This window comes from Pseudomonas sp. DY-1 (genome assembly GCF_003626975.1).
Classification (GTDB): domain Bacteria; phylum Pseudomonadota; class Gammaproteobacteria; order Pseudomonadales; family Pseudomonadaceae; genus Metapseudomonas.
The window spans coordinates 1,978,799-2,001,145 of sequence record NZ_CP032616.1 but is presented as its reverse complement, the minus strand read 5'-3'; the positions used below and the strand labels follow the sequence as shown (position 1 = coordinate 2,001,145).

Genomic DNA, 22,347 nt, shown 5'->3' with positions numbered 1-22,347 from the left:
GGTGTATGAGTGAGCCCGTCATGCGGCGCACCCCGTCAGGCCTTGCAGTGGAAAATCTCCACAAGCCGACGTTCCGCTTTCATTCGCCGCTGGCCAAAGCGCTCTCGCTGTTCAGTGTGCTCTCCGTCCTTGCTGTAGCCGCTGCGCCCATCACCGCATCCGCGCTGGCCGCTGATGCGCCGGTCCTCTCCATCGAATCGCCCAAAGCCGTGAGCAGCCTGCTGCTCGACGTCGCCCATGCCGGCAAGCGCCTGGTTGCCGTTGGCGACCGCGGCCACATTCTCTATTCCGACGACAACGGCAAGTCCTGGACCCAGGCCAAGGTGCCTACCCGCCAGATGCTTACCGCTGTCTATTTCGTCGACGACAAGCAAGGCTGGGCCGTTGGCCACGACGCGCAGATCCTCGCCAGTGTGGACGGTGGCGCAACCTGGACCCTTCAGTTCGAAGACCTGCAACGCGAAGCGCCTCTGCTGGATGTCTGGTTCAAGGACGCCAGCACCGGCTTTGCAGTGGGCTCCTATGGCGCCCTGCTGACCACCCGTGACGGCGGCAAGAACTGGGAAGACGTCAGCGACCGCCTCGATAACGAAGACCAGTACCACCTCAACGCCATCACCGCGGTGAAAGACTCCGGCCTGTTCGTGGTAGGGGAGGCGGGCAGCATGTTCCGCTCCGCCGACTGGGGTGAGACCTGGGAACGCCTCGAAGGCCCGTACGAGGGCTCGCTATTCGGTGCACTCGGCACTTCCGAGCCGGGCGTGGTGATCGCCTACGGCCTGCGTGGCCACCTGTTCCGTTCTGCGGACTTCGGCAGCACCTGGGAAACCGTGCCGCTGAAAGCCGGCAACGGCGAACTGGAGTTCGGTCTGTCCGGTGGCGCACTGCTGCCTGACGGTAGCCTGGTGGTGGTCGGTCATGGCGGCAGCGTGCTGAAGAGCACCGACAATGGCCGCAGCTTCGCCGTGGTGAACCGCAGCGATCGCATGTCGCTGGCCAGTGTCATCGCCGACGAGAAAGGCAACCTGATCCTGGTGGGACAGGGCGGTGTACGCGTAGCGTCGCCGACCGGCGCCGAGCTGGGCCAACTATAAGAAAGGCGGAGAATTTCGATGAGTACCCATCACCAGGACAAGGCGACCTTTCTGGAGCGCCTGATCTTCAACAACCGGCCGGCGGTGATCATCATCTGCCTGCTGGTCAGCATCTTCCTCTTCTGGCAGGCCATGCACGTACGGCCCTCCACCAGCTTCGAGAAGATGATCCCGCTGCATCATCCGTACATCCAGAAGATGCTGGAACACCGCAATGACCTGGCCAACCTGGGTAACACCGTGCGTATCTCGGTGGAAGCGGTCGACGGCGACATCTTCACCAAGGAGTACATGGAAACCCTGCGTCAGATCCATGACGAGGTCTTCTACATCTCCGGCGTGGACCGTTCCGGTCTGAAGTCCCTGTGGAGTCCGAGCGTTCGCTGGACCGAAGTGACCGAAGAAGGCTTCGCCGGTGGCGAAGTCATTCCGCAGACCTACGACGGCTCGCCGGCCAGCCTGGAAGAGCTGCGAAACAACGTGCTCAAGTCCGGCCAGATTGGCCGTCTGGTGGCCAACAACTTCAAGTCCAGCATCGTCGATGTGCCGCTGCTCGAGTCCTATCCGGACCCGAACGACCAGGGCAAGCTGATGAAGCTCGACTACCGCCAGTTCTCCCATGAGCTGGAAGAAAAGATCCGTGACAAGTACCAGGCCCAGAACCCCAATGTGAAGGTCCACGTAGTGGGCTTCGCCAAGAAGGTGGGTGACCTGATCGACGGCCTGATCATGGTGGTGATGTTCTTCGGCATCGCCTTCTTCATCACCCTGGTGCTGCTCTACTGGTTCACCTGGTGTATCCGCAGCACCATCGCCGTACTTTCCACCACGCTGGTGGCGGTGATCTGGCAGCTGGGTCTGATGCACACCGTGGGCTTTGGTCTCGACCCGTACTCGATGCTTGTGCCCTTCCTGATCTTCGCCATCGGTATTTCCCACGGCGTGCAGAAGATCAACGGTATCGCCCTGCAATCCAGTGACGCCGACAACGCCCTGACCGCCGCGCGGCGCACGTTCCGCCAGCTGTTCCTGCCGGGCATGATCGCCATCCTCGCTGACGCAGTGGGCTTCATCACCCTGCTGATCATCGACATCGGCGTGATCCGCGAGTTGGCCATCGGCGCTTCCATCGGTGTTGCGGTGATCGTCTTCACTAACCTGATCCTGTTGCCGGTTGCGATCTCCTACGTCGGCATCAGCAAGAAGGCCATCGAGCGCAGCAAGAAGGACGCGGTGCGCGACCATCCGTTCTGGCGCCTGCTGTCCAACTTCGCCCATCCGGTGGTGGCTCCGATTTCCGTGGTCATCGCTTTGATCGCCTTCGGCGGCGGCCTGTGGTACGGCCAGAACCTGAAGATCGGCGACCTCGACCAGGGTGCGCCGGAGCTGCGTCCGGATTCGCGCTACAACCAGGACAACAACTTCATCATCAACAACTACTCCACCAGCTCTGACGTACTGGTAGTCATGGTCAAGACCGGCCCGGAAGGCTGCTCCACCCATGAAACCCTGGCGCCGGTGGACGAGTTGATGTGGAAGATGGAGAACACTCCGGGCGTGCAGTCCGCCATCTCCATGGTCACCGTCTCCAAGCAGGTGATCAAAGGGATGAACGAAGGCAACCTGAAGTGGGAAACCCTTTCCCGCAACCAGGACGTGCTGAACAACTCCATCAGCCGCGCCGAAGGCCTGTACAACTCCGATTGCTCGCTGGCCCCGGTACTGGTGTTCCTCAACGACCACAAGGCCGAGACGCTCTCCCGTGCCGTGAAGACCGTGGAAGAGTTCGCCAAGGATCACAACAAGGATGGTCTGCAGTTCCTCCTCGCCGCCGGTAACGCCGGTATCGAAGCAGCCACCAACGAGGTGATCGCCCAGGCCGAACTGACCATCCTGATCCTGGTGTACATCTGCGTTGCCGTGATGTGCCTGATCACCTTCCGCTCCATCGCTGCCACCCTGTGCATCGTACTGCCGCTGATCCTCACCTCGGTGCTGGGCAACGCGTTGATGGCCTGGCTGGGTATTGGCGTGAAAGTGGCAACCCTGCCGGTGATCGCGCTGGGCGTGGGTATCGGCGTCGACTACGGCATCTATATCTACAGCCGCCTGGAAAGCTTCCTGCGTGCTGGCCTGCCGCTGCAGGAGGCCTACTACGAGACCCTGAAGTCCACCGGCAAGGCCGTGCTCTTCACGGGCCTTTGCCTGGCCATCGGTGTCGCCACCTGGATCTTCTCGGCCATCAAGTTCCAGGCTGACATGGGTCTGATGCTCACCTTCATGCTCCTCTGGAACATGTTCGGTGCCCTGTGGCTGCTGCCGGCCCTGGCGCGCTTCCTGATCAAGCCCGAGAAGCTGGCGGGCAAGGTCGGTGGTTCGCTGCTGGCCCACTGAGCCTGATCGTTGAATAAAAAACCGCGGCCCTGGCCGCGGTTTTTTATGGGCTTTCGAACGTAACGAGTCGGCGAATGAGTGCGCTCGCACAGGGTATGCGCAGAGCTGCCGTCGTAGGGTGCACCATGCGCACCGATTGCGGATTCAGCTCTCGCGCCGGTCTGATCGCTGGTGCACGCGGCGCACCCTACCTGGGTGGCGAGTGAGTTCGCCCCTACAAGGGAAGTTCGAGGCTGCAGAGGGGGTCTAGGCAATCCGTAGGTTGCGGCAGAGCGCGGCGAAGCCCAACGATCGCGGTCGAGTCCCCACGTTGGGCCTCGCGGGCTCGTACCAACCTACGGAACGAATTCGTCCCAACAAGGTAAGCGCGAGGCTCCAGGCGTCAGCGCGGATACAGCGGCGGCAGTTGGCTCGGTTCGCCAGTGGCCAGTTGTTCCAGCTGGGCGGCAGGCAGGGCGCGAATGGCTTTCCAGAGGTCTTCGCCCTGCCAGTGCAGGCCGGCTTCGCTGTAGAGCGCGCCGTTGAGTCCGTCCATGGCATCGGACAACGGTACGAAGCGGGCGGCCATGTCAGCGAGGGTTTCCGGCTGCTGGCGAGCCCAGTTGTCCAGGGCCTGGCGTGTCGCGTGGGGATCGTTGGATTGGCAGGCACGGCGCAGTTCGTCCAGCAGGGTGCGTGGGCTGGGACCGGCCTGGATCGTGGGCAGGATTGCTGGTTGGCGACGCGCGCGCCACCACAGGCCAAAGCCCAGAAGGGTAGTGCAGGCGAGCAGCGCGCAGGCGAGCTGCCAGGGCCAGACGAGCGCCTGGCCGATCGCATTGCCGACCTGCGTCCCAACCGATAGCGCAGGCGCTGTTTCGAGTTCGGGATTGCTGGCGACCTCCAGGGTGCGTGCAGGAATTTCGCTGCGCTCCAGGCGGTTGTCGCGGGTATTCCACCAGGTCACGGTCACTGCCGGCAGGTCCAGGCGGCCGCTGGTGGTGGGCACCAGCGCTTCGCGCTCTTCGCGGCTACCGATGATTCCGCGGTCGTCGATCTTGTTGCCCATCTGCGGCTGGTCGGGATAGCGGCGCAAGCCTTGGGCCTGTGTCGCCGGCAATGGCGGGATCTGGGCGCTGGAGAGGCCCTCTACATTGAGTAGCAGGCTGCGAGTCAGCGAATCACCGGTCTGCGCGCTGGTCGGATCGGGGCTCCAGGATTCGGTCAGGGTCAGATTGCGTGCCGGCAGCCAGGGTGCGTCGGCAGGATACTCGGAGGGCTTGGGCATGACGGTGAGGGGTATGCGCGGCGAGTTCACCCGCGTCAGCTTGCCGGGGCGCGGGCCAAAGGGTTGGTAGCCGGTATCGCTGCCCGGATCGACCAAGGTCGCGCTGAACACCTGCGGGGGAATGTTCAGAACACCGCTCTTCTGCGGAAAGACGGCGTAGCGCACTTCGATCACACCATGGCGAACGCCGTTGATCTCCTTCTCATATGTGCGCGGATCACCCAGCTGCTCGACACGGGCGTCGTTCATCTGCAGCGGGCTGAGGCTGCTGTCATCGTAGAGGGACACCGAATGGTAGATGCGCAGGGTGAGGATGGCCTGCGCCTGTACATAGACACTTTCCTGGTCGAGGCTGGCGTCGATGAAGACCGGGGCCAGATTGCTGCTGCCGGATTTCTCGCTTTTCTCGGCTTTTTGCACGTGCAGGGTGATCGGGGCACTGTGAACATCGCCCAGCTTCAAAGCCGGGATGGTGACGAAGCCGGTCTGCTTCGGCTGCAGGGTGATGATCCAACGGGTGGCGCGGTCGTTCTTGCCGTTGAAGGTGCCGAGCTGGTTGATCTGACGGGTGGCGAGAACTTCGAAGGTGTCGTTCAGGGGCGTCAGGTCCGGTTTGCCGAACAGGGTCGGGTCGGAAGACTCAAGGGTCAGCTCGACGGTTTCACCTTCGCTCAACCGCGTGCGATCGACGGTGGCGGTGAAGCCGGCGGCCAGGGCCGTCAGCGCCATCAGGCTGAGAAGTAGGGTGCATAGCAGGCGCGTCATCACTGTTCTTCCTGGCGCTGTTGCTGTTCGTACCAGAACTTGCGGCGCAGCAGCTCGGCCGGGTCGTCCGGAATCTGCCGAAGCCATTGTTCGAGGGCCTGGCGACGTTCGTCGCCCAAAGGCTCGTTGCTGGCGGATTGGCTTTGTGTGGTGTTCTGGGAGAGCGCCTGTTCGGCGGTGCCGCCCTGGCCCGGCCGCGTCGACCCACCTGGTTGGGCTTCACCGCCAGCCTGCTGCTGGGCGTTCTGCTCGGCACTTTGTTCGCCCTCCTGTTGTTTCGCAGCATTTGCCTCGCGGCCCTGGCCAGTCTGCTGCTTTTCACTGTTCTGCGCTTCCTGGTCGCCAGCTCTGCTCTCGGCCTCGCGCTGACGCAGCAGGTCTTCCACCAGCGTCTTGTTCTTTGTTGCTGCCGCCAGGTCCGGCTGGCGTTGCAAGGCCGAATCGTAGGCATCTACCGCCGCTTCAAGTTCGCCGGCTTGGGCCAGGGAATTGCCGCGGTTGTAGTGGTCGGCCGCCGTATCGCCCTGGGCGAATCGTGTTGCGGCCTCGGTGTAGTCGCCAGCCTGATAGAGGGCAATACCCTGCCAGCGTGGATCGCTGAAGCGCCTGGCCGCCTCGGCTGGTTGCTGGGCTTCCAGCAGACGTTGGCCTTGTTGGTCCGGACGCAGCCAGAGGTCTTCGAAATCCATGGCGAGGCTTGGGCGGGGAAGCACCAGCAGCAATGGAAGGCAGAACAGCCAGCCACGGCGGCCCGCGCAGGCAGCGATGAGCAGCAGCGGCAGCAGCAACCAGTGGCCCTGATCAGCCCAGGCCGCAAGGCGGGCGATCTCGCCGCTCTCGCGCAGGCTACTGGGGCCATCGAGCAGTTCCAGGCTACGCAGATCACCTTCATCAAGTCGGACCTCAGCGTAGCGGCCGCCCAGGTTTGCGGCGAAACGGCGCAGTTGGGAACCGTCGAGCTTGGGCAGAAGGATGGCGCCCTGATCATCCTTTAGGAAGCCGCCTCCCTCCTGAGCGATGGGGGCGCCGGCTGCCGTGCCGATACCCAGAATGACCAGGCGCTCTGCGCGGGATCCGAGGGCCTTGCGGATACCTGCCTGCTCCTCGTCGTCGAGTCCGCTGGTAATCAGCAGAAGGCGTCCCTGGCCCTGTGCGCCCTGTTCCAGCAGCGTCAGGGCCTTGGCGACGGCAAGGTCGGCACGGTGCCCCTGCTGCGGCATGATCGAGGGCTTCAGGGAGTCGATCAGGTTGAGGCTGGTCATCAGGTCGTCGGAGAGCGGAACCAGGCTGTGGGCACTGCCGGCATAGACGACGATCGCCGTCTGCGCGTCGCGGCGCGCGTCCAGCAGGTCACGCAGCTTGCGTTTCGCCTGCTCCAGACGGCTCGGCGCGATGTCGCTGGCGAGCATGGACGGCGTCAGTTCCAGCATTACCACCAGTGGGTCGGCGCGCTTCTGCGTGCTCTGCTCCATCTGTTGCCAGGTGGGACCGAGAAGGGCCAGCAGGCACAGCAGCCAGGCCAGACCAAGGGCAAGCCAGGGCAGGCGGTTATTGCGTTGGCTGCCGCCGCTCAGTAGCCAGGGCTGGAAGGCACGTGGCAGCAGTTGTTCCCAGCGGCCGCTGCGCCGCTCGCGGTGCCAGAGCTGCCAGAGCAGCCAGCCCAGCAGCGGTAGCAGAAGCAGCCATATAGGGCGCAGCCAGTGGGGCCAGAGCTCCATCATGGGCGCCTCCGTAGCCATTGGGGTCGCTGCTGCAGGGCGTGGGGCCAGAGTACTCGGCAGACCAGTAAGACGCTCAGCAGCAAGGCCCCGGCCAGGGGCCAGCTATACAGGGAAAATGCCGGACGAGCCTGGCTGGCTCGCTGGGTCACCGGCTCCAGGCGATCCAGGCTTACTTCGATTTCTTCCAGTTCCTTGCTATTGCGTGCGCGGAAATACTGACCGCCAGTCTGTTCGGCGATCGCGGTCAGGGTCGGCTCGTCCAGATCCATGCTTGGATTGAGGCCGAGGATTCCCAGTACATCACTTTGCTCCGGATCGGCGCCGATGCCGATGGTGTAGATCTTCACCTTCTCTTCGGCAGCCAGGCGCGCGGCCGTCAGCGGGTCAATCTCGCCACCGGTGTTGGCGCCATCGGTGATCAGCACCAGCACGCGGCTGTCAGCTGGCCGCTGGCGCAGGCGTTTAACCGCCAGGCCAATGGCGTCGCCGACGGCAGTGTTCTTGCCAGCGATGCCGATCAGGGCCTCGTCCAGCCAGGTGTGCACGGTTTGTCGGTCGAACGTCAGGGGCGCCTGCAGGTACGCCTGGCTGCCGAACAGGATTAGGCCGATGCGATCGCCGCGGCGGCCGTCGATGAACTCGCCCATCAGGTGTTTCACCAGGGTGAGTCGGCTGACTTCTTCCTCTTCCCATTGCATGTCGGCGTAATCCATGGACCCGGACACATCCACCGCCAGTAGCAGGTCGCGTCCGCTGGTGGGCAATGGTTGCGGCTCGCCGACCCACTCCGGGCGAGCGGCGGCGCAGAGCAGCAACAGCCAGAGCAGGGCGAAGGGCGCCTGTTGACGCCAGGCCGGCAGGTTGGCGCGGGCGCGCCGGCCCACCAGGCCTTCGAGGTCGGCGAGGAAGCTCACCTTGAGCGCCGCTTCACCGCTGTCTGCCGGCGGCAGTAGCAGGCGCAGCACCCAGGGCAGCGGGGCGAGGAGAAAGATCCAGGGCCAGGCGAACTCAAACATGCTTGCGGATCCAGGTCTCGACGGACTGGTAGAGGCCGGCGATGGCCTTGTCGTCCAGTTTGCACTGCGGGCGATAGGCGCCTTCGACCAACAGCATCCAGCGTGTCAGGCCAGCGGCCGGGCAGCGGTTGTCGAGATAGGCCAGCCAGGCGCGACCGCTGAGGGTGTGGCTCTGGTCTCCGGGGTAGTGCATGCGGCACAGACGTTTGAGCAGACCGTTGAGTTCCTGCAGCCAGGGGCCGGCAGGTGCGCCGTCGTAGGGTTTTGGCAGGCGCGCCAGTTCATCCAGGGCGGCCTGGCGCAGAGGGTCCAGGGGTTGTTCGGCTTCTTCCGCAGCTGGGCGTGTCCGGAGTCGCCACCAGCGCCAGATAGCCCATGCCAGCAGCGCGAGCAAGGGCGGCAGGCACCACCAGCCGGGTGCCGGCGGCCACCAGGGAATGGGCGTTGGCTCGATAAGGGGTTCCAGTCCGTCCAGTGGGTTCATTGCTTGCCGCCTCGGTGCTGCAAGTAGTCGCGCAGTTGATCGATCATGCCTTCCTGGGTGGACAGCGGCAGCAGCAGAACGCCGAGTCGCTGGGCGAGGCGCTCCCAGCGTGCCACTCGGGCCTCACCCATCTCGCGATAGGCCTGGCGCAGGTCGCTGGCGTGGGTGTCCAGTTCCAGCTGTGCACCGTGTTCGGCGAAACGCAGCAGGCCGGCAGCCGGCAGCGCATGGTCCAGCGGATCGGAAACCGGCATCAGGATCAGGTCGGTGTGACGAGAGAGGAGACTGATCTGCTGCTCGGCGGTATCGGAAAGGGTGCGCTCGTCGCAGAGAATCACCACCAGGCTGCCCGGGCGCAGTACCTCGCGGGCGCGGCGCAGGGCCAGGCTGAAACCTTCGCGCTGGGCACCGCCTGGACTGCCGAGGGCCTGGTTGGCACGGGCCAGGCGGTTCAGCAATTGCAGGAGGCTCTGCTTGCTGCGCCGAGGTTTGATTTCGTGGTGGTCCTGGTCACTGAACACCAGGCCTCCGACCCGGTCGTTGTGGGCCAGGGCGGCCCAGCCGATGAGGCTGGCGGCCTGCGCGGCGAGCACCGACTTGAACACCAGCCCGGTGCCGAAGAACAGCCGCTGGCTTTGCTCGACCATGATGAACACCGGCCGTTCGCGCTCTTCGTGGAACAGCTTGGTGTGGGGTTCCTGGGTGCGTGCGGTGACGCGCCAGTCGATGGTGCGAACGTCGTCGCCTGCCTGGTAGATGCGCACCTGGTCGAAGTCCACGCCACGGCCACGCAGCTTGGAGTGGTGCAGGCCGATCAGTGGACTGCGCCGGGCGGGGCTGGAGAACAGCTGCACTTCCCGGACCCGATGGCGCATGTCGATCAGTTCGGCCAGGTCTACGTGCACGCCTTCCGCGCTGGCAGCCGGTGGGGCGAAGCCAGCAGTCGCCGGACGGCGCTTCCTGATCCGGAATCTCCAGGCCGCCGCTTTCAGGCGCATCAAGCCACCGCTACCACATCCAGGATGCGCTGGATCACCCGGTCCTGGTCGATACCGGCAGCTTCTGCTTCGAAAGAGAGAATCAGGCGATGCCTCAACACGTCGAAGAGCACCGCTTGGATGTCCTCCGGGCTGACGAAGTCGCGGCCTGCCATCCAGGCATGGGCGCGGGCGCAGCGGTCCAGTGCGATGGAGCCTCGTGGGCTCGCGCCCCAGGCCAGCCACTCGGCAAGCTCGCTGTCGAATTTGGCTGGGGTGCGGGTGGCCATGACCAGGTGCACCAGGTATTCCTCCACCGCGTCGGCCATGTAGAGCCCGAGGATTTCCTTGCGCGCGGCGAAGATCGCCTGCTGGCTGACCTGGTGTTCGGCACGCGTCTCGCCATGCAGCGCCTCGCCGCGGGCCTGCTGGAGAATCTTGCGTTCCACCGACGCGTCCGGGAAGCCGATCCGTACGTGCATCAGGAAACGGTCAAGCTGGGCTTCAGGGAGGGGATAGGTACCTTCCTGCTCGATCGGGTTCTGGGTTGCCATAACCAGGAACAGCGGAGGCAGGGCGTAGGTGGAGCGGCCGATGGATACCTGGCGTTCGGCCATGGCTTCCAGTAGGGCCGACTGCACCTTGGCCGGTGCACGGTTGATCTCGTCCGCCAGCACCAGGTTGTGGAAGATCGGCCCCTGCTGGAAGACGAAACTTCCGTTCTCAGGGCGGTAGATCTCGGTGCCGGTGATGTCAGCCGGCAACAGGTCCGGGGTGAACTGGATGCGATGGAACTCTGCTTCCACGCCGTCGGCCAGATCCTTGATGGCCTTGGTCTTGGCCAGGCCGGGCGCGCCTTCCACCAGCAGGTGGCCGTCGGCAAGCAAAGCGACCAGCAGGCGATCGATGAGTTTTTCCTGACCGAGGATTTGCGTGGAAAGGAAGTTTCGAAGGGTGACTAGCGCTTCACGGTGTTCCATCGATGGACTCGTTGAGCTGGGGAAAAGAGAGCTGTAAGCCCTCCGGTGTTGATGCATAACTTTAATCCAGACCAGGGGAGGCGGCCTAGAAGAGCCTGAATTCAGGCGTTGGTTCCGTGACAGGGCCGGATATTTGGTCTCTTCGCTGGTTCGCTCCAGTGCCTCTGGATGGGCACTTGTACATTGGTATAGGCGGACGCTGATTGAACGAATATGTCGCAGCACCGTAAGCGCGCTGCATTGCTCCCTCGTTAAGCTTTCGCGGCAATGGTGACCGCCGGGTCGCAGTTGTTTCCCGGCGCTTGCCCGGAGCAGGGTCGCACTGCCCGGATCGACCTGTGGCCCTTTCTCCGCCTCTTAAGCGTTCTACGCTTAACCCCAACAAAACGAGCCTAGCGGAGCACAACCATGGCGTTCTTCACGGCGGCCAGCAAAGCCGACTTCCAGCACCAACTGCAAGCGGCCCTGGCGCAGCACGTCAGCGAACAGGCATTGCCACAAGTTTCCCTGTTCGCCGAACAATTCTTCGGCATCATCGCGCTCGACGAGCTGACCCAGCGCCGCATGTCCGACCTGGCCGGCTGCACCCTGTCGTCCTGGCGCCTGCTGGAGCGCTTCGACCCCGCCAGCCCTGAAGTGCGGGTATTCAACCCCGACTACGAGAAACACGGCTGGCAGTCCACCCATACCGCCGTGGAAGTGCTGCACCCCGACATCCCCTTCCTGGTGGACTCGGTGCGCATGGAGCTTAACCGTCGCGGCTATAGCATCCATACCCTGCAGAACAACGTGCTCAGCGTGCGTCGCAATGCCAAGGGCGAACTGCAGGAAGTCCTGCCCAAGGGTACCCAGGGCAAGGATGTGCGCCAGGAAGCGCTGATGTACCTGGAAATCGACCGCTGTGCCAACAACGGTGCCATGAAGACCCTGGAAAAGGCTCTGTTGGAAGTGCTTGGCGAGGTTCGCGTGGCCGTGGCGGACTTCAAGCCGATGAAGGCCAAGGCCCAGGAGCTGCTGGCCTGGCTGGACAAGGCCAAGCTGAAGGTCGATGGCGAAGAGCTGAAGGAAGTGAAGGTGTTCATGGACTGGATCCTGGACGACCATTTCACCTTCCTCGGCTATGAAGAATTCACCGTGGCCGACGACAAGAACGGCGGTCACCTGGTTTATGACGAGAAATCCCTGCTGGGGGTTTCCAGGCTGCGCCGTGCGGGCCTGAAAAAGGACGACGTGCACATCGAGGCCGAGGCGCTGGAGTACCTGCGCGAGCCCAATCTGCTGTCCTTTGCCAAGGCAGCCGAACCGAGTCGCGTGCACCGCCCGGCTTATCCGGACTTCGTCTCCATCCGTGAGCTGGATGCCAAGGGCAAGGTGGTAAAGGAGTGCCGCTTCATGGGCCTCTACACCTCCTCGGTGTACGCCGAAAGCGTCGAGCATATTCCCTACATCCGCCGCAAAGTGGCGGAAATCCAGCGCCGTTCCGGCTTCGATGCCAAGGCTCACCTGGGCAAGGAACTGGCCCAGGTCCTGGAAGTACTGCCGCGTGACGACCTGTTCCAGACCCCGGTGGCCGATCTGTTCACCACCGCCATGTCCATCGTGCAGATGCAGGAACGCAACAAGATCCGCCTGTTCCTGCGCCGTGACCCCTATGGCCGCTTCGCCTATGCGCTGGCCTATGTGCCGCGCGATGTGTACTCCACCGAGACGCGCCTGAAGATCCAGCAGATCCTGATGGATCGCCTGCAGGCCACCGACTGCGAGTTCTGGACCTTCTTCTCCGAATCCGTGCTGGCGCGCGTGCAATTCATCCTGCGCCTGGACCCGAAGATCAAGCTGAACGTCGATATCGCGCTACTGGAGAAGGAAGTCATCCAGGCTTGTCGCTCCTGGAAGGACGATTACGCCAGCCTGGTCAACGAAAGCTTCGGTGAAGGACAGGGCACCCGTGTCCTGGCCGACTTCCCGAAAGGCTTCCCGGCCGGCTATCGCGAGCGCTTCGCCCCGCACTCGGCGGTGGTGGACATGCAGCACCTGCATAGCCTGTCCGACGAGCGCCCGCTGGTGATGAGCTTCTACCAGCCGCTGGTCCAGGGCGAGCAGCAGCTGCACTGCAAGCTCTACCACGCCGACACGCCGCTGGCGCTGTCCGATGTGCTGCCGATCCTGGAGAACCTCGGCCTGCGCGTGCTGGGTGAGTTCCCCTACCGCCTTGCGCGCCAGGACGGCCGCCAGTACTGGATTCACGATTTCGCCTTCACCAGCGCCCTGGGTGATGAGGTGGACCTCCAGGAGCTGAACGACACCCTGCAGGACGCCTTCGTCCATATCGTTGGCGGCCACGCCGAGAACGATGCCTTCAACCGGCTGGTGCTGACTGCCGCCATGCCGTGGCGCGACGTTGCCCTGCTGCGTGCCTATGCGCGCTACCTGAAGCAGATTCGCCTGGGCTTCGACCTGTCCTACATCGCCAGCACCCTGCTGAACCACGCCAACATCGCCAAGGAGCTGGTGCGTCTGTTCAAGACCCGCTTCTACCTGGCGCGCAAGCTGGCGGCAGACGATCTGGAGGACAAGCAGCAGAAACTGGAGCACGCCATCCTCAGTGAGCTGGACAACGTTGCGGTGCTCAACGAAGACCGCATCCTGCGTCGCTACCTGGACCTCATCAAGGCGACCCTGCGCACCAACTTCTACCAGCCCGACGCGGCCGGCCAGAACAAGTCCTACTTCAGCTTCAAGCTGAGCCCGCGCCTGATTCCGGAAATCCCGCGTCCGGTGCCCAAGTTCGAAATCTTCGTCTATTGCCCGCGTGTCGAGGGCGTGCACCTGCGCTTCGGCGATGTGGCCCGTGGCGGCCTGCGCTGGTCCGATCGCGAGGAAGACTTCCGTACCGAGGTGCTGGGCCTGGTGAAGGCACAGCAGGTTAAGAACGCGGTGATCGTGCCCATGGGCGCCAAGGGCGGCTTCATCCCGCGTCGCCTGCCGGTTGGCGGCACCCGTGACGACATCCAGAACGAAGCCATCGCCTGCTACCGCATCTTCATCTCCGGTCTGCTGGACGTCACTGACAACCTGAAGGAAGGCAAGGTGGTGCCACCGGCCAACGTGGTGCGCCACGACGCCGACGACCCCTATCTGGTAGTCGCCGCCGACAAGGGCACCGCGACCTTCTCCGACATCGCCAACGGCATTGCCCAGGACTATGGCTTCTGGCTGGGTGACGCCTTCGCCTCCGGCGGTTCGGCTGGCTACGACCACAAGGGCATGGGCATCACTGCCAAGGGTGGCTGGGTGTCGGTGCAGCGTCACTTCCGCGAACGCGGCATCGATGTTCAGAAGGATCACTTCACCGTGATCGGCATCGGTGACATGGCCGGTGACGTATTCGGCAACGGCCTGCTGCTGTCAGACAAGCTGCAGCTGGTGGCCGCCTTCAACCACATGCACATCTTCATCGACCCGAATCCGGACGCGGCGTCCAGCTTCATCGAGCGCAAGCGCATGTTCGATCTGCCGCGCTCGTCCTGGGCCGACTACGACACCAAGCTGATCTCCGAGGGCGGTGGCATTTTCCTGCGCAGCGCCAAGAGCATCGCCATCAGTCCGCAGATGCAGCAGCGCTTCGAGATCGAGGCCGACAAACTGACCCCGACCGAACTGCTCAATGCTCTGCTCAAAGCTCCGGTCGACCTGCTCTGGAACGGCGGCATCGGCACCTACGTCAAGGCCAGCAGCGAGAGCCATGCCGACGTGGGCGACAAGGCCAACGACGCGCTGCGCGTGGACGGCCGCGAACTGCGCGCCAAGGTGGTGGGCGAGGGCGGCAACCTCGGCATGACCCAACTGGGTCGCGTCGAGTACGGCCTCAATGGCGGCGCCAGCAACACCGACTTCATCGACAATGCCGGCGGCGTGGACTGCTCGGACCATGAGGTCAACATCAAGATCCTGCTCAACGAGATCGTGGCCAACGGCGACATGACCGGCAAACAGCGCAACAAGCTGCTGGCCGAGATGACCGACGACGTGGGCAGCCTGGTACTGGGCAACAACTACAAGCAGACCCAGGCGCTGTCCCTGGCACAACGCCGTGCCCGCGAGAAGATTGGCGAGTACAAGCGCCTGGTCGCCGCCCTGGAATCCGCCGGCAAGCTGGATCGCGGCCTGGAGTTCCTGCCTTCGGACGACGAGCTGAACGAGCGTATCGCCAATGGCCAGGGGCTGACCCGTCCCGAGCTGTCGGTGCTGATCTCCTACAGCAAGATCGACCTCAAGGAATCGCTGTTGAAATCGCTGGTGCCGGATGATGACTACCTGGCTCAGGAGATGGAGACTGCATTTCCGGCGCGCCTGGCCGAGACCTTCGGCGAGTCCATGCGCCGCCATCGTCTGAAGCGCGAAATCATCAGCACCCAGATCGCCAACGACCTGGTCAACCACATGGGCATCACCTTCGTGCAGCGTCTGAAGGAGTCCACTGGCATGAGCGCGGCCAACGTGGCTGGCGCCTATGTCGTGGTGCGCGATGTGTTCCGCCTGCCGCATTGGTGGCAGCAGATCGAGGCGCTGGACTACAAGGTGCCGGCCGAGCTGCAGCTGACCCTGATGGATGAGCTGATGCGCCTGGGACGCCGTGCCACCCGTTGGTTCCTGCGCAGCCGTCGTGAAGACCAGAACGCAGCGCGCGACGTGAACCACTTTGCTCCGCGCGTGGAGGCCCTGGCCGGCCGCCTGGACGAGCTTCTCGAAGGCCCGTCCCGCGAGCAGTGGCTCGCACGCTTCCAGTCCTACGTGGAAGCCGGCGCACCCGAGGACCTGGCCCGTGTCGTGGCTGGTACCAGCCACCTCTACACGCTGCTGCCGATCATCGAGGCATCGGATGTCACCGGCAAGGACACCGCCGAAGTGGCTACCGCCTACTTCGCGGTGGGTGGCGCGCTGGATCTGTCCTGGTACCTGCAGCAGATCACCAGCCTGCCGGTGGAAAACAACTGGCAAGCGTTGGCGCGGGAAGCTTTCCGCGACGACCTGGACTGGCAGCAGCGGGCCATCACCATCTCCGTCTTGCAGATGAACGAAGGTCCGGCGGACATCGAGGAGCGTGTGGCTCTGTGGCTGGATCAGCACCGCGCCCTGGTGGAGCGTTGGAAGGCCATGCTGATCGAACTGCGCGCCGCCACAGCTACCGACTACGCCATGTACGCAGTGGCCAACCGCGAGCTCATGGACCTGGCCCAAAGCGGTCAGCACGGCATCTGCATCCCGTGATGACCGTGGCTCCGTAGACTCTTTGTGCTCTCAGCCCCGCTCATGCGGGGCTTTTTTTCGCCCGGAGAATCGCGAGGCCTAGCGATTAACGCCGGTTCTGCGTTCCCCCCATGGCATCCACGCCGGTGTGCTTTCGTGGCTGACAAACGACGGAATTCACCTGTTGACACTCCCAATCGGTGGGAGCAATACTTCGAAATCGCACACGATTGCATCGAGTGCGATTAAAGTCTCAGGCAAATATCTAGCGAGGAAATCGCCATGATCCATTTCCCCAACGCAGCCCGTCAGTTCGTCGAGTCCGGCATCCCCGGAATCCGTGTTGCCTCCATCTGGGGTGAAAATGGCAACGGTTCGGACTTCATTGAATTCAAGGCTGGCGCCGTCTTCCCGTGCCATGACCACGAAGGCCCGGAGGAAATCCTCGTGCTGTCCGGCCGCATCCGCTTTGGCGACCTGGCTCTCGCGGCGGGTGACTACATGCGGATTGGCCCGGACGAGGAGCATGACGCTGAGGCCCTGGAGGACTCACTGTTCTTCCTCGCTCACCTTGGCGGCGCAATCATCAAGGAATGAGGGGGCAGTAGAAGGGGGCAGGCTGAATTCCTGTCCCTTTCATCTGCCACGAGGCAATACTCTGCGGCACAGTTCCTGCCCCGCGATCCAGAACATTTCTGGTCATTCGGGTATTGGGTAGCCCAATATTCAGCCAGGTTTCAGGTGAGGTTGGATCATTCATTCCGACGCGTTGAGCGGGTCACCTTCGTATGGCCTGCGTGGTCGGTCATAGTCCGGATCATTGGGGGCGTTCGGTTTTTGCCAGCCGTCCGGCTGTTCTTCTTTCCGCTTCAGTTTCGTCTTGCCTGAACTTTTCTCCTCCTGCCCTGGCCTCTAGGTGGCGGAGGAGGTTTCTTGGACGGGCGACCCTCAGGCCAATGCCCGCAGGTATTTCACGACATCCGCTGCGCCGGCCAGGCGAAGGCCTTCGCCGAGGGCGGTAGCATCGGCGTGTTTCTTGGGTAGCAGGATGAATTCCGGGGCTCCGGCATGACGCAGGATGGTCAGGCGGGAATAGGGGATGCCGCCATCCAGCAGCAGGCCCATGAACGAGGGGTCGCTCCAGGCCTGCACCGGCATGGCCAGGACATGGTAACGGTCGTCCAGCAGATCAAGGCCGCCGTCGTCAATGCGGTAGTCGATGATCTCGGCGGGGAGCGTGGCTTCCAGCTCGCGCAGGCGTGCGTAGGCGATGGAGGCGGCAAACGCTTCGGAATGCTGGTCGCCGTTCCAGAACACTCGCTTGCCGCACCAGTTGGCCCGGAAGAGGCTGATGGGTGAGCCGGCGAGGAAGCGTGGCAACGGCAGGCTGATGGCCTTGATGAAGTCCTTGTAGCTAATGATGCGCACCTTGCGGCTGTGCAGGCCGCTCAGGTAGTCCTCGAAGCTGGCAGTGGGGAGCGGTTCGTTGTCGTGGCCGCAGAAACCATCGACCTGGCGCAGGTCGAAGCTGGAGAGGTGCTGCTCGCTGCGCTTGATCACGCCCACCAGCACGGCATGGGCTTCGGCCTTGTCTTCCTGGACGGGGCCTGACAGCGCGCTGCGCGGCAGTTCCACCAGGCGTTGCAGGGGCGGGCTTGCCTGCCACCAGATGGTTTCCTGGGGGGGCGGCAGTTGCTGGAATGGCAGATGCAATTGACTGGCGCGTTCGAACACTCGGCGCGACGCTTTGCCAAGGCCAAAGCGCTGGGCGATTGCAGCCAGGCGGGCGCTCAGTGGTGGTGGCTGCATCTGACTCATGGCCTGAATACTCCTCGGTCACGGCTGGCAGTGTGGCAGAGGCTTGCCGGCCGCGCGAACCGGGTGTCGGACAATTCCGCTTGGCGGGGAATCAGGGCGAACGGACGGTGTGGCAGAATTCTGCTCTTCATTGTCGAGGACGCCTCCATGCCCAGCGTGGTGCTGGATATTTCCCTGACTGCGGACGAATTCGTCGCAGTCTATCAAGGTCGGGCCAACCGTGTGTTGCTACGTAGTCGCGATGGCCGGAAGGTCAGCCTGCCTGCCCATCATCTGCGCCCACATCTGGGTCACGCCGGGGTTCGTGGCACCTTCGAGCTTGAATTCTCGGCAGATGGCAAGCTCATGAGCCTGCGTCGCCTCGCCTGAAGGGGGCGGCGCAGCTATAATCGCCGGCCCATATCGCCGATCGATGCCCGACCGACCATGTACAAACTGGCCCGCGAGCTGCTCTTTTCCCTGTCCCCGGAAACCTCCCACGAACTCTCCATCGACCTGATCGGAGCCGGTGGCCGACTCGGCCTCAACCGACTGCTGACCAAGGCACCGGCAAGCCTGCCAGTGAAGGTGATGGGGCTGGAGTTCCCCAACCCGGTTGGCCTGGCCGCCGGCCTGGACAAGAACGGTGACGCCATCGACGGCTTCGCCCAGCTTGGCTTCGGCTTCGTCGAGATCGGTACCGTGACGCCGCGCCCGCAGCCGGGCAATCCCAAACCGCGGTTATTCCGTCTGCCCCAGGCCGAAGCCATCATCAACCGCATGGGCTTCAACAACCTGGGCGTCGACCATCTGCTGGCGCGGGTGCATGCCTCCCGGTATGACGGCGTACTGGGCATCAATATCGGCAAGAACTTCGACACCCCGGTAGAGCGGGCGGTGGACGACTACCTGATCTGCCTGGACAAGGTTTACGACCACGCGAGTTATGTGACGGTCAACGTCAGCTCGCCGAACACCCCCGGCCTGCGCAGCCTGCAGTTCGGTGACTCGCTGAAGCAATTGCTGGAGGCCCTGCGCAACCGCCAGGAGGCCCTGGCTGCCCAGTACGGCAAACACGTGCCGCTGGCCATCAAGATCGCCCCGGACATGAGCGACGAGGAAACCGCAATGGTGGCCAAGGCGCTGTTGGAGTCCGGCATGGATGCAGTGATCGCCACCAACACCACCCTCGGCCGCGAAGGCGTCGAAGGGCTGCCGTTCGGCGACGAGGCGGGTGGCCTGTCCGGTGCTCCTGTGCGTGACAAGAGTACCCAGACGGTGAAAGTGCTGGCCGGTGAACTGGGCGGTCGCCTGCCGATCATTGCTGTCGGCGGTATCACCGAGGGGCGTCATGCGGCGGAGAAAATCGCTGCCGGTGCAAGCCTGGTACAGATTTACTCGGGCTTCATCTACAAGGGGCCGGCACTGATTCGCGAGGCGGTGGATGCCATCGCTGGTCTGCCAAGGAACTGAGCACAAATAAAAAGGGCTCCCGCTTGGGAGCCCCTGGGCTTGCGCCCGCCGCCCGGATGGGGCGTGCTTGGTGAAGTCGGTGTGATCCTGTGTCAGCCGACGGCGTGGAGTTCGTTCAGTCGATGAATGCCGGCTGCGCCGGTGAGGCCATCCCAGTTATCGCCACGGCCTTCGCGCCAACCATTGATCCAGGCTTGCCGTGTGGTGGGATGGGTGAAAGGACAAAGATCGCGGGATTTGCCGTTGATGCCGTGCTGATAGCCGCGCAAAAATGCTCGTTCCATCGGATCACGCTTAAGTCTTCTCATAGGGTGTAGCCCTCATTTGTTGACTGTTATGTCCATTGGTTCCAATGGCGGAACCGCGGCAGAAAATGCTCTGCCTTCGACGACGCGTTGCCGGCGTGACGCGCCTTCATCCCGCCGCCATTGCGGCGGCGGGTTAAGCTGAGTTCTAACCAATGCCCTCTGGCCTGTGAATGATCGTTTTGTCATAAGCACGTAACTTGAAGGTGGCAATGGCCATAAGCTGACGGAAACGTTTTTTGCCACTTTTCGGTCTAAGCCCCGTGGCTTCGGGGCTGGCCAGAGCAGTGATGTCGTAGTGCCATTTGGTTTGGCGCGCGAGTCAGACAATTTTTCATTCCGACGAAGGGCCGTTCCGCGACCTTTGGTCACACATTTTCTTACCGCACAGATCAGGTTCTGTGCCGCTGATGGCCTGCAAAGGCCCTGGATTCCACAATGTCGGATCGCTACGAACTTTTTCTCACCTGCCCGAAGAGCCTGGAAGGCCTGCTGGTCGAAGAGGCTACACAACTCGGCTTGCAGGAGGTACGCGAGCAGGTTGCTGCAGTGCGCGGCAAGGCTGACCTGGAAACCGCCTACCGCCTGTGCCTCTGGTCGCGCTTGGCCAACCGAGTGCTGCTGGTGCTCAAGCGCTTCCCGGTACAGAACGCTGAAGATCTCTATCACGGCGTGCTGGCGGTGGACTGGCACGATCATCTGATGCCCAGCGGTAGCCTGGCGGTGGAGTTCAGTGGCCACGGTTCGGGCATCGACAACACGCATTTCGGTGCGCTCAAGGTCAAGGACGCTGTGGTGGACAAGCTGCGCAATGCCGATGGAGTGCGCCCTTCCGTGGACAAGGTGAACCCCGACCTGCGCATCCACCTGCGCCTGGAGAAGGGCGAGGCGATCCTGTCCGTCGACCTGGCCGGCCATAGCCTGCACCAGCGTGGCTATCGCCTGCAGCAGGGGGCCGCACCGCTCAAGGAAAACCTGGCGGCTGCCATTCTGATCCGCTCAGGCTGGCCAAGGATCGCTGCTGAAGGTGGGGCGCTGGCCGACCCCATGTGTGGTGTTGGCACCTTCCTGGTCGAGGCGGCGATGATGGCGGCCGATATTGCGCCCAACCTCAAGCGCGAGCGCTGGGGGTTCACCAACTGGTTGGGCCATGTCCCGGCGCTGTGGAAGAAGCTTCACGAAGAGGCGCGTGACCGCGCTGACGCCGGCCTGGCCAAACCGCCGCTGTGGATTCGTGGGTACGAGGCGGACCCCCGCCTGATCCAGCCTGGGCGCAACAACATCGAACGCGCCGGCCTCAGCAACTGGGTGAAGATTTATCAAGGCGAACTGGCCACCTTCGAGCCGCGCCCGGACCAGAACCAGAAGGGCCTGGTCGTCAGCAATCCGCCCTACGGCGAGCGTCTTGGCGACGAAGCCAGCCTGCTCTATCTCTATCAGAACCTCGGTGAGCGCCTGCGCCAGTCGTGCCTGGGGTGGGAAGCGGCGGTATTCACCGGTGCGCCGGAGCTGGGCAAGCGCATGGGCATCCGTAGCCACAAGCAGTACGCGTTCTGGAACGGCGCCCTGGCGTGCAAGCTCCTGCTGCTCAAGGTGTTGCCGGAACAGTTCGTGACCGGTGATCGTCGGGCGGCCGCGGAGGGCGAGCGTACCTCCGTGCGCGCGGAGCCCGCGCGCCTCTCCGAAGGCGGCCAGATGTTCGCCAATCGATTGCAGAAGAACCTCAAGCAACTGGGCAAGTGGGCGCGCAAGGAGGGTATCCAGTGTTATCGCCTGTATGACGCGGATATGCCCGAGTATGCCCTGGCGGTCGACCTCTATGGTGATTGGGTGCACGTGCAGGAGTACGCACCGCCTCGTTCCATCGACCCTGAGAAGGCTCAGGCGCGCCTGCTCGATGCGCTGGCGGCGATTCCCCAAGCGCTGGACGTGGACCCCTCCCGCGTGGTGGTCAAGCGGCGCGAGCGCCAGAGTGGAACCCGCCAGTACGAGCGCCAGGGCAGCGAAGGGCGCTTCATGGAGGTGAGTGAAGGTGGCGTGAAGCTACTTGTGAACCTCACCGACTACCTGGACACCGGCCTGTTCCTCGACCATCGCCCGATGCGCATGCGCATCCAGCGCGAGGCCGACGGTAAACGTTTCCTCAACCTCTTCTGCTACACCGCCACGGCAAGCGTTCATGCGGCCAAGGGTGGCGCGCGTAGCACCACCAGCGTGGACTTGTCGAAGACCTACCTCGACTGGGCGCGGCGCAACCTGTCGTTGAATGGTTTCTCCGACAAGCACCGGTTGCAGCAGGGCGACGTGATGGCCTGGCTGGCAGAAGATCGCGGGGAGTACGACATGATCTTCATTGACCCGCCGACCTTCTCCAACTCCAAGCGCATGGAAGGGGTGTTCGACGTTCAACGTGACCATGTCCAGTTGCTGGACCTGGCCATGGCGCGGCTGGCGCCAGGTGGCGTTCTGTATTTCTCCAATAACTTCCGCAAGTTCCAACTGGATGAGGGCCTTGTGTCCCGCTACGCGGTCAGCGAGATCAGCGCCGAAACCCTGGACCCGGATTTCGCCCGCAATGCAAAGATCCACCGCGCCTGGCGCCTGACCACCCGTTGATTCAGCTCGGGTCGCCAGGGACTGAGTTCCGGGATCGGACTTTCACCTTGAGTGGCCCTCGCGGCGCGGCAGTACCTGTCGGGTCAAGGGGGCCTATACCGATCCGGCATGGTGCATGACGGCCCGGTAAATCCCGTTGGACCTGGCTCGGGTGCAACGGGAAATTTCTTTACCGCCGTGCCGCTCCCACTACAACGCCCTCCTGGCA

At 63.4% G+C, this 22,347-nt stretch carries 15 protein-coding genes; 7 read left to right on the top strand and 8 right to left on the bottom strand.

All coding sequences use genetic code 11. The features are described from left to right. The first annotated feature begins 5 nt into the window (after positions 1–5). Complete coding sequence (locus D6Z43_RS09610; RefSeq protein WP_371924364.1) at positions 6–1,094, top strand: WD40/YVTN/BNR-like repeat-containing protein; 1,089 nt, start codon at positions 6–8, stop codon at positions 1,092–1,094. A gap of 18 nt (positions 1,095–1,112) precedes the next feature. Further along, the gene (locus tag D6Z43_RS09605; protein ID WP_120651722.1) at positions 1,113–3,488 is read left to right on the top strand and encodes an RND family transporter; all 2,376 of its coding nucleotides are present in this window, start codon (positions 1,113–1,115) and stop codon (positions 3,486–3,488) included. 382 nt (positions 3,489–3,870) lie between these two features. Here D6Z43_RS09605 and D6Z43_RS09600 read toward each other — a convergent pair whose 3' ends face one another. The 6 genes from D6Z43_RS09600 to D6Z43_RS09575 all read right to left on the bottom strand — a co-directional run bounded on the left by D6Z43_RS09600 (position 3,871) and on the right by D6Z43_RS09575 (position 10,698). Beyond that, positions 3,871–5,520, bottom strand: coding sequence for a BatD family protein (locus D6Z43_RS09600; protein ID WP_120651721.1), 1,650 nt, complete (start codon positions 5,518–5,520; stop codon positions 3,871–3,873). Then, positions 5,520–7,241 carry a VWA domain-containing protein gene (locus D6Z43_RS09595; RefSeq protein WP_120651720.1) on the bottom strand — a complete coding sequence of 574 codons (1,722 nt, stop codon included), beginning with the start codon at positions 7,239–7,241 and terminating at the stop codon, positions 5,520–5,522. The genes D6Z43_RS09600 and D6Z43_RS09595 overlap by 1 nt, the downstream gene beginning before the upstream one ends. After that, complete coding sequence (locus tag D6Z43_RS09590) at positions 7,238–8,257, bottom strand: VWA domain-containing protein (RefSeq protein ID WP_120651719.1); 1,020 nt, start codon at positions 8,255–8,257, stop codon at positions 7,238–7,240. The genes D6Z43_RS09595 and D6Z43_RS09590 overlap by 4 nt, the downstream gene beginning before the upstream one ends. Next, the gene (locus D6Z43_RS09585; protein WP_120651718.1) at positions 8,250–8,741 is read right to left on the bottom strand and encodes a DUF4381 domain-containing protein; all 492 of its coding nucleotides are present in this window, start codon (positions 8,739–8,741) and stop codon (positions 8,250–8,252) included. Before D6Z43_RS09585 ends, D6Z43_RS09590 begins: the two co-directional genes overlap by 8 nt. Beyond that, a complete protein-coding gene (locus D6Z43_RS09580; RefSeq protein WP_120655229.1) occupies positions 8,738–9,616 on the bottom strand; it encodes a DUF58 domain-containing protein in 879 nt (292 codons plus the stop codon). The genes D6Z43_RS09585 and D6Z43_RS09580 overlap by 4 nt, the downstream gene beginning before the upstream one ends. A 122-nt stretch (positions 9,617–9,738) precedes the next feature. After that, positions 9,739–10,698, bottom strand: coding sequence for a MoxR family ATPase (locus D6Z43_RS09575; RefSeq protein WP_120651717.1), 960 nt, complete (start codon positions 10,696–10,698; stop codon positions 9,739–9,741). A 408-nt stretch (positions 10,699–11,106) separates the two neighbouring features. Between D6Z43_RS09575 and D6Z43_RS09570 the strand changes: the two genes are divergently transcribed. Then, complete coding sequence (locus tag D6Z43_RS09570) at positions 11,107–15,969, top strand: NAD-glutamate dehydrogenase (RefSeq protein WP_120651716.1); 4,863 nt, start codon at positions 11,107–11,109, stop codon at positions 15,967–15,969. A gap of 261 nt (positions 15,970–16,230) precedes the next feature. Beyond that, a complete protein-coding gene (locus tag D6Z43_RS09565) occupies positions 16,231–16,545 on the top strand; it encodes a cupin domain-containing protein (protein ID WP_120651715.1) in 315 nt (104 codons plus the stop codon). A gap of 351 nt (positions 16,546–16,896) precedes the next feature. Here D6Z43_RS09565 and D6Z43_RS09560 read toward each other — a convergent pair whose 3' ends face one another. Continuing rightward, positions 16,897–17,766, bottom strand: coding sequence for a DUF6685 family protein (locus D6Z43_RS09560; RefSeq protein ID WP_120651714.1), 870 nt, complete (start codon positions 17,764–17,766; stop codon positions 16,897–16,899). Positions 17,767–17,913: 147 nt separating this feature from the next. Between D6Z43_RS09560 and D6Z43_RS09555 the strand changes: the two genes are divergently transcribed. Next, positions 17,914–18,135, top strand: a complete 222-nt coding sequence (locus D6Z43_RS09555; RefSeq protein WP_120651713.1) for a DUF2835 domain-containing protein — start codon at positions 17,914–17,916, stop codon at positions 18,133–18,135. Between the two features lie 57 nt (positions 18,136–18,192). After that, positions 18,193–19,218, top strand: coding sequence for a quinone-dependent dihydroorotate dehydrogenase (locus tag D6Z43_RS09550; RefSeq protein ID WP_120651712.1), 1,026 nt, complete (start codon positions 18,193–18,195; stop codon positions 19,216–19,218). Between the two features lie 92 nt (positions 19,219–19,310). On the opposite strand, the gene rmf is transcribed toward D6Z43_RS09550, so the two are convergent. Continuing rightward, positions 19,311–19,526 carry a ribosome modulation factor gene (rmf, locus tag D6Z43_RS09545; RefSeq protein WP_120651711.1) on the bottom strand — a complete coding sequence of 72 codons (216 nt, stop codon included), beginning with the start codon at positions 19,524–19,526 and terminating at the stop codon, positions 19,311–19,313. A gap of 435 nt (positions 19,527–19,961) precedes the next feature. Between rmf and rlmKL the strand changes: the two genes are divergently transcribed. Then, on the top strand, positions 19,962–22,139 hold the full coding sequence (gene rlmKL / locus D6Z43_RS09540) for a bifunctional 23S rRNA (guanine(2069)-N(7))-methyltransferase RlmK/23S rRNA (guanine(2445)-N(2))-methyltransferase RlmL (protein ID WP_120651710.1): 2,178 nt from the start codon (positions 19,962–19,964) through the stop codon (positions 22,137–22,139). Positions 22,140–22,347: the final 208 nt, after the last annotated feature.

Coding starts and splice junctions, on each gene's coding strand:
- D6Z43_RS09610 (WP_371924364.1), top strand. CDS start 6: ATGAGTGAGCCCGTCATGCGGCGCACCCCGTCAGGCCTTGCAGTGGAA.
- D6Z43_RS09605 (WP_120651722.1), top strand. CDS start 1,113: ATGAGTACCCATCACCAGGACAAGGCGACCTTTCTGGAGCGCCTGATC.
- D6Z43_RS09600 (WP_120651721.1), bottom strand. CDS start 5,520: ATGACGCGCCTGCTATGCACCCTACTTCTCAGCCTGATGGCGCTGACG.
- D6Z43_RS09595 (WP_120651720.1), bottom strand. CDS start 7,241: ATGATGGAGCTCTGGCCCCACTGGCTGCGCCCTATATGGCTGCTTCTG.
- D6Z43_RS09590 (WP_120651719.1), bottom strand. CDS start 8,257: ATGTTTGAGTTCGCCTGGCCCTGGATCTTTCTCCTCGCCCCGCTGCCC.
- D6Z43_RS09585 (WP_120651718.1), bottom strand. CDS start 8,741: ATGAACCCACTGGACGGACTGGAACCCCTTATCGAGCCAACGCCCATT.
- D6Z43_RS09580 (WP_120655229.1), bottom strand. CDS start 9,616: ATGCGCCATCGGGTCCGGGAAGTGCAGCTGTTCTCCAGCCCCGCCCGG.
- D6Z43_RS09575 (WP_120651717.1), bottom strand. CDS start 10,698: ATGGAACACCGTGAAGCGCTAGTCACCCTTCGAAACTTCCTTTCCACG.
- D6Z43_RS09570 (WP_120651716.1), top strand. CDS start 11,107: ATGGCGTTCTTCACGGCGGCCAGCAAAGCCGACTTCCAGCACCAACTG.
- D6Z43_RS09565 (WP_120651715.1), top strand. CDS start 16,231: ATGATCCATTTCCCCAACGCAGCCCGTCAGTTCGTCGAGTCCGGCATC.
- D6Z43_RS09560 (WP_120651714.1), bottom strand. CDS start 17,766: ATGAGTCAGATGCAGCCACCACCACTGAGCGCCCGCCTGGCTGCAATC.
- D6Z43_RS09555 (WP_120651713.1), top strand. CDS start 17,914: ATGCCCAGCGTGGTGCTGGATATTTCCCTGACTGCGGACGAATTCGTC.
- D6Z43_RS09550 (WP_120651712.1), top strand. CDS start 18,193: ATGTACAAACTGGCCCGCGAGCTGCTCTTTTCCCTGTCCCCGGAAACC.
- rmf (WP_120651711.1), bottom strand. CDS start 19,526: ATGAGAAGACTTAAGCGTGATCCGATGGAACGAGCATTTTTGCGCGGC.
- rlmKL (WP_120651710.1), top strand. CDS start 19,962: ATGTCGGATCGCTACGAACTTTTTCTCACCTGCCCGAAGAGCCTGGAA.